Here is a 12,445-nt window from a genome sequence, read left to right as displayed (position 1 = left end):
AGCGCTTGCTTCACACGCAAGAGGCCACAGGTTCAAGTCCTGTACTGCCCACCATTAGCAAAAGTATTTATAGCGCACTAATCAAATACACTATCCGGGTGCACGTAGCACGATTCTCTTACGATTTTCCACCTGTCCGGTTTAACCTTATTCCCCCCGATAAGAAACAAGAGGTAAATAAATCCGATGAGTGAAGTCAGATGGTACCAGGTTTCAGCAGAAAAAACACTCGAGATGCTGGAAGCGACTACCCGCGGATTATCGACCGAAGAAGCCAAAGCTCGCCTTAGCATACATGGTTATAACGAAATCGTGCTAAAGGGCCGGAGTATGCTTGTTCGGTTATTAGACCAGTTCCGCAGCCCGCTCGTGTGGATACTGCTAATCGCAGCTATTGTGACAACGGTGATGTCAGTATTAGACCTTGAAGATATGTGGGCGGATACGGCTGTAATTACCGGGGTGGTCGTTCTTAATGTCCTGTTAGGTTTTTTCCAGGAGGGTAAAGCAGAAGCTGCTCTTGAGGCTTTAAAGAAAATGGCGTCGCAAAATTGCACGGTACTGCGGGATGGGATCGAACGAATTATTCCCTCAAAAGAATTAGTACCGGGTGACGTCGTCATCCTTAGCGGGGGAGACAAGATACCTGCCGATTTGCGCTTATTCTTTGCCAGGGACGCTTATGCTGATGAGGCGCCTCTTACGGGCGAATCAACTCCGGTAGGTAAGGATACCGTCGCGCTGGAAGGAACAAATATTTCTCCTGGTGACCAGCATTGCATTGCTTTCAGTGGCACTTTTCTGATACGAGGCAGTGCGCGTGGGATAGTTATCAGTACCGGTGATAATACTGAATTCGGTAAGATTGCCGGTTTGATGAAATCCGCTCATATTATGCAAACGCCTCTACAGAAAAAAATAGCCGCCTTCACTCAGGTGCTGGTGATCGGAATTATCGGACTGGGTTTGATCAATTTCATTGTGGGTATGATTGTTGGACAAAACCTGATACATATGTTCATGGCGTCTGTCGCTCTCATCGTTGCCGGGATGCCTGAAATGTTGCCTATGATTGTAACCGGGGTACTGGCCATGGCGGCCACAGTGATGGCGAAAAGAAATGCCCTGATCCGGAGGCTATCGGCAGCGGAGACTCTAGGCTGTACCACTGTTATCTGCTCTGATAAAACCGGGACACTTACAAAGAATGAGATGACGGTTCTCATGATATATGCGGGCGGGAAAAATTATAAGGTGACCGGAGTCGGGTACGAACCTGCCGGGGAGATTAAACTCGATAGCGACAAGGAAAACAATGATTTGAGCAACAAACCTGATATCGAACTTATCGAAACGCTCAGAGCCGGTTACCTCTGCAATAACGCTTCATTATCCCAGGAAGAAGGCAGGTATCATATCGTCGGTGATCCTACCGAAGGCGCGCTGGTGGTTTCGGCAATGAAAGCTGGCATTAACAGCAAATCTACTCGGCTGGATGAGATCCCTTTTGGTTCAGAACTGATGTATATGGCAACGTTAAACCAAAATGAAGAGGATAACATTATTTACGTTAAAGGATCTCCTGAAAAAATAATCGATATGTGTGATAACCGTATGGTTGGTGGACATGTCATCCCGATTAATAAGGATGAAGTGCGTGAAAAAGCTGCGGCAATGGCGAGAGAGGCTCTGCGTGTTTTAGCTATGGCTTATAAGAAATCACCCGGGGACAAGCGAACTATCAGCCCTGACGACCTGACGGGTTTGGTGTTTTTGGGCTTGCAGGGGATGATAGACCCTCCGCGGCAAGAGGCGATTGAGGCTATTAAAAAATGCAAGAGAGCCGGTGTGCGTACCGTGATGATAACAGGCGATCACGCTATTACAGCGGTTGCCATAGCTCGCCAACTTGGTATTCTGACTGGTGATGAAAGAAGCGTTCTTACTGGTGAAGAACTGTTTCGCATGAGTGACGATGATTTATTTAATCAGGTCGATAAAGTCTCGGTTTATGCCCGTGTTGCGCCTGAGCATAAACTTAGAATTGCGCAGCAATTACAGAAGAGAGGACATGTCGTGGCAATGACGGGGGACGGTGTCAATGATGCCCCCGCATTAAAAGCAGCTGATATCGGTATTGCAATGGGAATCACAGGGACCGAAGTGAGTAAAGAAGCCTCCAGCATGATACTTACCGATGATAATTTTGCGAGTATCGTCGCCGCAATAGAAGAGGGGAGACACGCGTGGAAAAATCTGGAGAAGGCGATACTTTACACACTGCCAACTAATGGGGGGCAAATGCTATTGATCCTGGGGGCTATCTTGTTAGCTCCGTTCGTACCCCTGTTTGCATTACGGCTCCCTGTTGAACCAATACATATTTTGTGGGTGAATCTTGCTGATTCAGTATTCTTAACCATGCCGTTATTATTCGAACCGAAAGAAAGAGGACTGCTCCGCGGTAAACCGCGCAATCCGAAAGAAAAAATTGCCAACCGGCTGTTCTTTATCAGGGTGGGGTTAGTTTCACTGGTACTGGCGGCAACTGGTTTCACGGTATACTGGATATTCGGACAAAACGCTATTGACCCGGAGACCACCAATGTAATTAATCAAGCACAGACTGCAACTTTAGCTTCGATTATCCTGTTGCATCTGGGGTATCTCTTAACAGCTCGCTCTGTTTCTGATTCAGCTTTTACTTTGAACCCATTTTCCAACAAACTAATCTTAGCTGGTATTACTGTAAGCGTTCTTACATTGTTAGCTATCATCTATGTACCATTTCTGCAGGTTGTATTTAAGACGACCTCATTTCCCCTCGCCTGGTGGCCGTGGGTGCTCTTATCTCTGCTCCCGGGATTTATCATTATTGAAATAGAGAAAGGGATACGCAAAACGGTTTTGAGTAATAAATATAGACGAGCGTAAAATAATCTGTGATTTCGGTGGTTATTGATAGCTTAAATATCAGCTCAAAGATGGTGATAGCGCCATGTCCACTCCTGTGAGGTCAGTCAAATGGTACCGAAAGCTGGCGACCAGGAAGGGCCGTCTTGAAGCCGGGGCTTTTATCGTCGAAGGTGATAGGGCTATCCGCCAGATAATGGCCGGTCAGCCCGGGGAGATAATGGAGATTCTCTCCATCGAAGAGCCACTTTCTCTCTACCGGGATTATGCGGTGAGACAGCTTACGGAGAGCCAGTTCCTCTCCATCTGTCAGACCAGAACGCCGCAGGGAATTCTGGCCGTTGTGAAGCTGCCGCTAGAGGTCTATTCTGACTCTCTACCTGATAACCCCGGCAATAAGGTTCTAATCCTGGAGGATATCCAGGATCCGGGCAACATGGGTACTCTTATCCGTACGGCAGCCGCCTTCGATTTTTCCGGAGTCATTATGACCGAAAAGTGCGCTGACCCGCTGGCGCCCAAATGCGTTCAGGCAACTGCGGGCACGGTATTATCCGTCTGGCTGAGGAGGACCGGAGGCTATCTTGACCTCACCCGGACTCTGAGGAACGCCGGCTACTTTCTGGTGGCCACCGATATTGGCGGCACACCAGACCCGTCAGTTCTCTGTCATCAGCAGAAGCTGGCGTTGGCGCTCGGTAACGAAGCCGCGGGAATGTCCGGAGAACTGCTGGAGATAGCTGATTACCGGTTACGAATTCCCATCAGTCAGGACGTAGAGTCGCTGAACGTCGCAGCCTGCGGGGCAATCTGTATGTATCTAAGCTCAAAAACACTGTGAGCATGGCCTGTGCCACCGGCTGAAGCGGAACGCCCCGCTCTGGCGGAGAAATAAGGGGTGGCTTTGGGAGGAAGTTCAAGTCCTGTACCGCCCAGTTTTCTAGCCTCGAAATAACAGTAATGTACAATAGACAGAATGGCAAGAACATAGACTTCCCCAAACGAAACATATTTTTCTAATAGAATCCTTTCCATTGTTTCCCATACGGTCTTTGTGGGCATGAGGGTAACCAGATGCTTTTCGGCTACATTTTAGCGATGTATAATAAACAATAAAAATGGTTTAATTATGGGTTGTTAATGAATTCAAGGAATTCATTCTTGGTAGAAAAAGACATTATCTATTTTCCACTCACTTATCCGAGGAAGAATGCGTCATTCGCTTAGCCAACTCGCTTGCAAAGAAGAATAGCTGGCTCCCATTTGATTACACGGGCAAAGTAGCAGGCAAAATTAGAGGAACGAATCTTTTGTTATATACAGTGCCATATAGGAACTCATGGCATTCTTATTATCATGGTAACTTTTATCACTTGGGGAACGAGACCCAAATAGAAGGTTACTTTGATATATCGCTTTTTACCAAAGCTTTTTCAATATTCTGGTTGAGCGTCGCATTTTTATTCTTTCTGGTGGGAATAATTATCATTGTACCGAGTGAAGGTGGAATACGTATTGAAAACCTAGGTTTTGTCATTGTCCCATTCATGATGATGATATTGGGGGCACTAGCCTGTAGATACGGTATCTGGATAGGTGAGCAAACACAAAAATACGTCATTATCTGGATAGGTGAGCAAACACAAAAATACGTCATTGATTTTATCGAACGTAAACTTGACGCAATCCAGAATAATCGGGAAGCAGTCGAACGTGATTAATCACACTCGTAACAAATAATAGTTAAAACCTTTGCTCAACCGGCAATTCGAGTTGGCACGACATCATAGACTGAACGCTACTTCAAACGTCCTGGTTCTGCGTATTGGGCAGTACCGCCCACCAACTTCAGAAAAACCACTCAAACCATGCATTCTTGATAATGAAGGGGAACACCGGGACTATAGAGAACTTAAAATGAGGTTGATCTTGCTGGCTCGAAATATAACATCAGCATTCTTCAAGAGATTGAAAAGGTTCCCCATGATTTGTAGCCTAGCTCTGATTTTCTGCCTCTTCCGGTTTTGATTCACAAACAAGAACATTGCGCTCATCGCGAGTAAAATGACAACCGGTATTCAGGGTACGCCGTATCTCATTCCGGGCTCTATGTAACCGTATTTTCACTGTCTGCAGAGAGCAACCGAGTACATCGGCAATCTCCTGGTTCTTCAAACCATGCTCATCATGCAATACCAATACCGTCCGATAGCTGACTGGCAGACGATAGATGAAATCCTGCACACAGGACGACATCTCGGTTCTCTCAGCCGATTTTTCAATTGACGTATCAAGCGTAAAAGGTGTTTGTCCGGTTGGTGAAGCCTATGCGAAACAGAACATTGCCGATAAAAAGATTCCGGTCTTATCCTGCGAGGGAGCCTGCATCCGGGGAGAAATTGCCAGGCTCGCAGCGAACATTATAGCCCAGGAAACGCCTTCCTTTGCCCGGGCATGCCACGCGGAAACATTCTTTGTTCCTCATTCCTCCATGTTAAGCTGGGTAACCGGGAGCGATAAAGTGATCATGGTCGATGGTTGTTTTCTTCAATGCCATGGACGGGTCCTGCAAAATCTGATTAACGAGGATAAAGTGATACACGTTGAACCGTATAGCTGGCATCTGGATGGCGAGCATTGGCAAGTCCGCACCTGTGTAGCGTTGATGGTTCCGGCGTGCCGCTCCGGTCTGCTATAATTGATATCAGGTAACTGTGTTTTCATTTACCATTAAACCATCTCAGTTAATGAACTTTAGAAGGTTCGAAAATTAATGAGTGTTGCTTTCGCTTTTATAGCCAGCGGTTTTGTCTGGCTGTCTTTTGAATTATGGCTTAACTTCCGCGACAGGGCCAGAGTCGATGCGACTGAAGACAAAAGTAGCGGTCTCCATTTGTTTTCGCTTCTGATTGCGGCACTGGTTATATGTGTAATTATTCAACAAACTGACCTGCCCAGGATTCCGATAGGTCAGGATCATAGATATTTAATCGGTACCTCCGTTGTGCTCGCCGGTGCCGTCCTCCGTTGGTGGGCATTCTGGTCTCTCGGTAAATATTTCCGGACCGTGCTGGCAATCCAGGACGGTCAAAAGGTCGTTGACCGGGGGCCGTATCGCTTTATTCGACACCCTGCATATACGGGAGCTCTGCTCGCCTTCACAGGCTTTGGTTTAGGCCTCGGGATCTGGGCAGGTCTGGCGGTTATTCTTGCTCTTTCGTTCCTGGGTTATCACCGCCGGATTAAGCTGGAGGAACAATTGATGATTACCTGCTTCCAGGCAGAATACCTGAGATTTATGGAAAAGACCAAAAAACTCATTCCGTTTATTTATTAAATATTAGGCCGATGAAATTTACCTATATACGCCCCAGCCTGATTCCGGCCGGTGTCGCCGGAGATTCGATTGAGCCGCTGGTGTTTGCCATACTATCCGGGCTAACCCCGCCGGATATTGACCGCGTGCTTTATGACCAGCGTATTGAGGTAATCCCGTTTGATGAGCCGACTGATCTGGCTGTCCTGACCATCGATACGTTTACCGCGAAATCGGCTTACCAGATTGCCGCTCAATATCACCTGCGCGGAGTCCCGGTCATTGCCGGAGGTATTCATCCCACCCTATGTCCACGGGAGGCCCTCCGTTTTGTAGATTCTGTGGTTATTGGCGATGCGGAAGGCGTTTGGCACGAAGTGGTCCGCGATGCGAGGGGAAAGAAGCTCAAACCGGTTTACGAAAAACGGTATCCTTCCCTGGACCGGCTTCAGTTCGACCGGAGCATATTTAAGGGCAAGCGGTATCTGCCGGTTACTTTGGTCCAGTTCGGCCGCGGCTGCCGTTTCTCGTGCGAATACTGTTCTGTCCATGCCCTTTATGGGAGTAATATAAGGCAACGCCCGGTCGATGCGGTTGTTGAAGAGATCCGCAAAACCGGCAGGAAGCCGGTTATTTTTACTGATGATAACCTGTTCGTCGATAACAGCGCAACCAATGAACTGCTGCGGGCGCTTACGCCCCTGGGTATCAAATGGGGTTGTCAGGCAAGCCTGGACATTTCAGCTAACCGGGACCTCATCCGCCTGATGGCACAGTCCGGGTGTATCGCGGTGACTATCGGTTTTGAGTCTCTGATAACAGGTAATTTGAAACAAATGGGCAAGCGCCTGAATCTTAATTACGGCAGCTATCTTGAGGCGGTGAGGATTTTCCGGAAGCATGGCATTATGGTGTGCGGAGCTTTTATTTTCGGCTATGACCAGGATACACTCGATTCGTTTAAAATCAGCCTTGATTTTGCTATTAAAGCGAAACTCTATACGGCGAATCTGAATACGCTCGTACCATTTCCGGCTACCCCGCTCTATGAGCGATTGCGCCGGGAGGGGAGGCTAATTCACGACCCGTGGTGGCTGCACCCCGATTTCCGGTTCGGTCAAGCCCCATTCCGCCCCGCGAAGATGACCCCGGAGCAACTGGAAGACCGCTGTTACTGGGTGCGCTCCGAGTTTAACAAGTACGGTTCCATCGCCCGCCGCGCTCTTGACCTGCATGCTAATTTTAGCTCCCCGACAAAAGCCGGGGTCTATCTTAAGGTAAATCTCCTCACGAGGAAGGAAATCAGTCGGAAGCGGTACCAGCCCCTTGGCGATGGGAGTGACCTGACGCCTTTATTTGACGGAGACCGCTTATGAGTAGTCGGTAGCCATGAACCGGCCTTGAAAGCGCTTTTCCCATCCTGTCTCCCGGTCTAGAACGGATGGTTTGATGTCGCCCAGTTTCAATCCCCTACGGTGCATCTCCCCCAGATACGCCACTTCCGGCGAGACCGACGAACAGTCGATTAAAAACGCCTCCAGGTGGCCAAGCTGTCCCAGTTTACGGCAGTAAGCGTAATGGAAGTTTTCAAGGAAACAGCCTTCCAGCTTTTCCCGTAACATTCTCCCCTGTTCGTCCGACACATTTTCAGATTCGAAGAAAAGAGTATAAGATATTCTCCCTCCGGGCAATTCAGTCGGCGCCACAAAGAAAAATGTCGGATTGAGCGAGTACTCGGCGAAGGTAACGGCGAGGCTGCGCTGAACGTGTTCCGCGTTGAGCTTTTCGCCAAATATATCGGAGACGGCGTTCTTAGAGATAAAGCGCAGCGCGGGAGTGGCGGCGATGAACCCGGTTACCCTTACCAGATCATCCATCTCATAACGGTAGAGACCTCCCCCGGTGGTCACAATGACCGAGTAGACGCCTCCCCGGTCAAGCTCGTGTGCCAGCCGGATTTTACCGGTTTCGATATCGCGGAATTCAAAGAAGTGGGAGTTAACGGCAAGCACCGGATCGTTGTCCGGGAGCAGGGGCAGCGATACAAACGCTTCGGTGGCTACCAGTCCTTTGCCCTGTATCTCGGTGCCGGGGAAATACCGGCGAATCTCGGGGATGAACGGCTCGCTGGCTCCGTGGGTCCAGCAGCTAATCAGTTTCAGGTCTGGCCAGATAGCTTTAAAATTAAGGCCGTGCTTTTGGATAGTCCACCGGATATTTCCGGCGCGGGCGCGGGCGTCCGGCGAACCACTCGATGCCAGAACCTCAATCAACCTGCCCTGATTTTCCAGGAAGTGTTTGATGAGGGTCAGGAGAAGGGTGGGGCTCCAGACGGATATCAGGGCAAGATTACGGGCGGCGAGAAGACTGGTGAGCGTCCTGTCCCTGAAATCATCCAGGGAAATATCCGGAGTGAATTTTTGTCGCCCGACCGAAACCAGATTATACAACCGTTTCCCGATGCCGCCAAGATATTCGGAATCATCGTCAAATCCAACAGGGATGCACCCGTGGAATTTATTACGTTCAACGGGTGGAGAGATAGACCAGTATGCCCGGCCGCGCATCAATCCCGGTACCCGGCGAAAAAGATTATAAACCCAGGGGGAGATGGCCATCTGATACTCGGCCTTGAGCGGTTGGTTGTACGGGATCAGTTTAGAGGCTGAAGACGTCCCGCTGGTGGGTTGAAACAGTGCCACCGGATCATGAGTCAGGACGCTGGACTTGCCCCGCGAAATTTCTTCGATGTAAGGCAGGTAATCTTCGTATCGGGTCAGGGGAATGTTCTCCTGAAAGTCGCGGATTGAGGAGATTTGCGAGAAATGATTTGCCCGGCCATATTGAGTGCTCTCGTTTCGTCTGAGGAGATTTTTTAAATACAGCTCCTGGGTTGGTCCGGGATTTTCCAGGGCGCGGGAGAAACGCCGGTTACCGGCGTAGCTGTTTTGCAGCCACAGCCAGTTAACTGCTAATGGTAACAGCCGTCCGGCTCTCATGTTTTTAGATACCTCTTGATAAAGGGACTGATATTATCCGGGTGGCAGCGGGCCAGGCAAACCAGTTCGTCACCCTGGGTACAACCGGGGTTCATTCTCTCGAAGAAGGCGACATGTTTGTCTTTGCGGCGGGCTTCCGTAATATCAGCCACACCCGGAATCAATTTCTGGGCTTTGTCTGAGGCGGTCAGGGTTCCGGTAGCCGGATTAAACCGGTTCCCAAACCTGTGGCTGGCAAAACTATGGAGTAGAGCTTCTTCAAAAACCGGGGTATTCTTCATGAACGCAGGATAGAACTCACGGAAGAACACCGGAAGGAAACGGTAGGTCTTGTGGCCTTTGCTGGTCAGCACCCAGTAAAGCTCCCGGTCAGGATATCTGGCCAGTGCTGATAACATAAGGCGGCCCCAGGCGATGGGAAGGGCCAGGGAATGCCAGTGTGCCTTTTCAATAATCGTATCTCCGGAGAAGATGATATTGACCTTTTGCTCCGGCATTTCATGCTCGGTCAACAACCACGTGGAAAAGCCGCGGATGGCTCCTTCTTCGTGGAGAAGGATGACCAGGTCTTTTTCTTTCAGGTCAGTACGGAACTGTACCGCATCGACATTCAGATAATAGGTCTGCATTATCCTGAGCATGGTCAAGATCTGGACTTCGCTGATTTGATTGACCGGGGTGACGTGTGCCTGGAGCGCCATTATAAGGCCCCCAGTTCCAGGTAAGGTACGCGTCCATCCAGATTATGAAAATCATGCTCTCCGTCTTCCCAGCAGACCACGTAAAGGCGGCTGTAATAATTGAAATGACGGTATTTAGCCAGGACAGGCAGTAGCGGGTCATGCTCATGCAGTCCGGCCATAAAAAAATCAAAGCTGCCGTGATATTTTGCCAGGAGTTGAGACAGCAGAGCAGCGAAGACTTTTCGGTCGTCATTACTGATACAGACCAGGGCCAGGTTAAAGTAGTCCAGGTCGGAACCGGGACGGGGCAGGAGCGGATACCCCAGCCGGCCGGCGGTGAGGTTATAGGGAGAGCGCAGCATGCCGAGCCAGCGATTGTAACCGGTTACCCGGCTCTGGCGGAACGGTTCCTGGTTCCATGCGCCTGTGGTTCCGACCAGTTTATCTTCTTTAAAAGCGAGCAGAATATCATCCGGAGCCAGTCCACCCAGCAAGCCTTCCGGATCAATCAAGTCCGCAGCCGAATAACCGGGGAAAAACTGCCGGCGAGAACCTTCACGCTGCCAGAACTCAATGAGCGACGGGATATCTTCCATAACAGCCGGGCGTATGAGGAGATTGTCCGGTAAGCTTAACCGGGACGGACTCCGTCTCAATCCAATGGCCAGACTGCAAAACCGGCCGAAATCATGATAAGCGGGCAACCCCGCCCGCCCCGAAGTCAGAATCTCTCGCGCCTTCTTATTGCTTTCTATGATGGTAGTGATATACAGCCTGGCTGGTCCGGCTTGGTGCAACCGCTTTAGCTCGCGGTAACCGCGAGCCAGGTAAGTGCTGCCGCGATATTCCTCGGCAAGTCGCAGGCTCCCCAGATAGCCTAATGGAGAGAGTTCGCCGTTTACGAAAGCGGGTTTTATGGAGCGGGTGCCCAGTCCAATCAACTTGCCGGTATCAGTATCGCGTCCGGTGATGATATCGGACTGTCTCCCTTCAACCTTCATGGAGGCCATGAATGACGGGTTGTAAAGGTAGGTAATCTGAACCGCTCCGGGCACGGGAATCTGGCAGAGCAAATTGCGGATCTCAGCGTCATTATCAGGCCCTGCGATTTCGGCGACAACATGAGGTGAACGCTTCTTCACGGGAGTTTCCCTCATGCCCATGGGGATACCGAATTTCCTGGATACCTCCCGGTGCATCAGATAGTTCAGACCGTAGAAGACCCCGGCCATCCGGGGCCGGGCGCAGTTAGCCGAAAATTCCCGGCCTCTCTGCAGTATGGAAGAGAATGAATAGAAGTCCCGCCGGGCTGCGTAACATGACTGCTCCAGTTCAGCAGGCGACATGCCGACGGGATAGAACGGGGCTTGCCCGAAGAGGTAGTGGTCACTCAGCCACCAGTCAGGATACATCAGTCTATTTTCAGCCTCGAACTGAGAGTAAAGAGGCGTTCCAGGGAAGGGGATAATCTGGGCAAAGGCGGCTAAAAATAGTTTCTGGCGCCGGGCAAAATCCACGGCATCCCGGATGGTCCGGGTGGAATCGGCCGGAAAGCCGAACATGAAAGTGCCATAGATCGAGATACCATTTTTCCGAAAAGCCCCGAGGGCTTGCTCGTAATCGATTGTCTGGTTGATGGCTTTTCCAACGGTATTGAGGTTGATTGCGTGGAGCGATTCCAGTCCGACCAGGAGACCCCGGCAACCGCTTTGTGACATCAGTTCCAGTAATGCCGTGTCGGTGGCAGCGTTGATGCTACACTGGCCTATCCAGTTGATTTTCAGCGGTATCAGTGCCTTAAAAAGCTCCCGGCCGGTTGCTGTGTCCCCGACGATATTATCATCCACGAAAAAAATGACTTTCTCCTTCAGTTGCTTTATTTCACCGATAATCTCGTCAACCGGTCTTCGGCGGTAGGTAGACTGGTAAAAGGCACTGATTGAGCAAAAACTGCAATTGAAACGGCAGCCCCGGCCGGATTCCACCATAGCGAGCTTAAAGTAGTGTTTACCTTCAAATATCCCGCGGTCCGTCCTGATGCCGGCAAGGTTAGCGCTCCGTGGCGCAGAGTAAACGGAAGCCAGCTTTCCTCCGGAGGCATCGTTCAGAATATGCTGCCAGACTTTTTCGGCCTCACCGATACACACAGAATCGGCGTGTTCCCTGGCTTCCTCAGGACAAAGAGTTGCATGATAGCCCCCCAGCACCACCGGGATCCCTTTTTTACGGTATTCATCCGCTATCTGGTAGCCGCGGCGGGCAGTAAAAGTCTCAATAGATATCGCGGCCAGATCGGTGGGCTGAGAGAAATCAATGGCTTCCAGCCGGTCATCATAGAATGACTTTTGCCAGCCGGCGGGGGTCAAGGCGGACAGCACCCCTATTGCAAGCGGCTGCATCTGCCACGAGCGGACATAGCGCGTCCCGGGGAAACGTCCCACGCAAGGGTAGATAAAAGTTACACGAGGCATAAGCTCCTTCACTACCTGGCCGGGTACCTGGCGGAAATGACAACCGACATCAGCATGTTGAAT

9 protein-coding genes are annotated in these 12,445 nt (G+C 50.3%); 6 read left to right on the top strand and 3 right to left on the bottom strand.

All coding sequences use genetic code 11. The features are described from left to right. Positions 1-186: 186 nt before the first annotated feature. The 6 genes from Q8Q07_02045 to Q8Q07_02020 all read left to right on the top strand — a co-directional run bounded on the left by Q8Q07_02045 (position 187) and on the right by Q8Q07_02020 (position 7,605). Complete coding sequence (locus Q8Q07_02045) at positions 187-2,934, top strand: HAD-IC family P-type ATPase (GenBank protein ID MDP3879074.1); 2,748 nt, start codon at positions 187-189, stop codon at positions 2,932-2,934. A gap of 64 nt (positions 2,935-2,998) precedes the next feature. Further along, positions 2,999-3,754: an RNA methyltransferase gene (locus tag Q8Q07_02040; GenBank protein ID MDP3879073.1), complete on the top strand. Its 756-nt coding sequence runs from the start codon at positions 2,999-3,001 to the stop codon at positions 3,752-3,754. 532 nt (positions 3,755-4,286) lie between these two features. After that, a complete protein-coding gene (locus Q8Q07_02035) occupies positions 4,287-4,634 on the top strand; it encodes a hypothetical protein (protein MDP3879072.1) in 348 nt (115 codons plus the stop codon). Between the two features lie 509 nt (positions 4,635-5,143). After that, positions 5,144-5,611 (top strand): putative zinc-binding protein, encoded by a 468-nt coding sequence (locus Q8Q07_02030; protein MDP3879071.1) that lies wholly within the window; start codon positions 5,144-5,146, stop codon positions 5,609-5,611. A gap of 75 nt (positions 5,612-5,686) precedes the next feature. Then, positions 5,687-6,250, top strand: a complete 564-nt coding sequence (locus tag Q8Q07_02025; protein MDP3879070.1) for an isoprenylcysteine carboxylmethyltransferase family protein — start codon at positions 5,687-5,689, stop codon at positions 6,248-6,250. A gap of 11 nt (positions 6,251-6,261) precedes the next feature. After that, positions 6,262-7,605, top strand: coding sequence for a radical SAM protein (locus tag Q8Q07_02020; protein MDP3879069.1), 1,344 nt, complete (start codon positions 6,262-6,264; stop codon positions 7,603-7,605). On the opposite strand, the gene Q8Q07_02015 is transcribed toward Q8Q07_02020, so the two are convergent. Genes Q8Q07_02015 through Q8Q07_02005 form a run of 3 tightly spaced genes read right to left on the bottom strand, consistent with a single transcriptional unit; the run spans position 7,600 to position 12,382 of the window. After that, the gene (locus tag Q8Q07_02015) at positions 7,600-9,228 is read right to left on the bottom strand and encodes a GH3 auxin-responsive promoter family protein (protein MDP3879068.1); all 1,629 of its coding nucleotides are present in this window, start codon (positions 9,226-9,228) and stop codon (positions 7,600-7,602) included. The two genes, Q8Q07_02020 and Q8Q07_02015, sit on opposite strands and share 6 nt — an antisense overlap. Further along, on the bottom strand, positions 9,225-9,929 hold the full coding sequence (locus Q8Q07_02010) for a hypothetical protein (protein ID MDP3879067.1): 705 nt from the start codon (positions 9,927-9,929) through the stop codon (positions 9,225-9,227). The genes Q8Q07_02015 and Q8Q07_02010 overlap by 4 nt, the downstream gene beginning before the upstream one ends. Then, entirely contained in the window at positions 9,929-12,382 is a 2,454-nt protein-coding gene (locus tag Q8Q07_02005; protein MDP3879066.1) for a radical SAM protein, read from the bottom strand. Before Q8Q07_02005 ends, Q8Q07_02010 begins: the two co-directional genes overlap by 1 nt. Positions 12,383-12,445 lie beyond the last annotated feature (63 nt).

Source organism: Dehalococcoidales bacterium (assembly GCA_030698765.1).
Taxonomy (GTDB): Bacteria; Chloroflexota; Dehalococcoidia; order Dehalococcoidales; family UBA2162; genus JAUYMF01.
The sequence above is the reverse complement of the archived record's forward strand: the minus strand, read 5'-3'. Positions and strand labels throughout refer to the sequence as shown.

What these genes read in the sequence shown, in the direction of transcription:
- Q8Q07_02030 (MDP3879071.1), top strand. Translation starts at nt 5,144, where the DNA reads ATGAAATCCTGCACACAGGACGACATCTCGGTTCTCTCAGCCGATTTT.
- Q8Q07_02025 (MDP3879070.1), top strand. Translation starts at nt 5,687, where the DNA reads ATGAGTGTTGCTTTCGCTTTTATAGCCAGCGGTTTTGTCTGGCTGTCT.
- Q8Q07_02005 (MDP3879066.1), bottom strand. Translation starts at nt 12,382, where the DNA reads ATGCCTCGTGTAACTTTTATCTACCCTTGCGTGGGACGTTTCCCCGGG.
- Q8Q07_02015 (MDP3879068.1), bottom strand. Translation starts at nt 9,228, where the DNA reads ATGAGAGCCGGACGGCTGTTACCATTAGCAGTTAACTGGCTGTGGCTG.
- Q8Q07_02045 (MDP3879074.1), top strand. Translation starts at nt 187, where the DNA reads ATGAGTGAAGTCAGATGGTACCAGGTTTCAGCAGAAAAAACACTCGAG.
- Q8Q07_02020 (MDP3879069.1), top strand. Translation starts at nt 6,262, where the DNA reads ATGAAATTTACCTATATACGCCCCAGCCTGATTCCGGCCGGTGTCGCC.
- Q8Q07_02040 (MDP3879073.1), top strand. Translation starts at nt 2,999, where the DNA reads ATGTCCACTCCTGTGAGGTCAGTCAAATGGTACCGAAAGCTGGCGACC.
- Q8Q07_02010 (MDP3879067.1), bottom strand. Translation starts at nt 9,929, where the DNA reads ATGGCGCTCCAGGCACACGTCACCCCGGTCAATCAAATCAGCGAAGTC.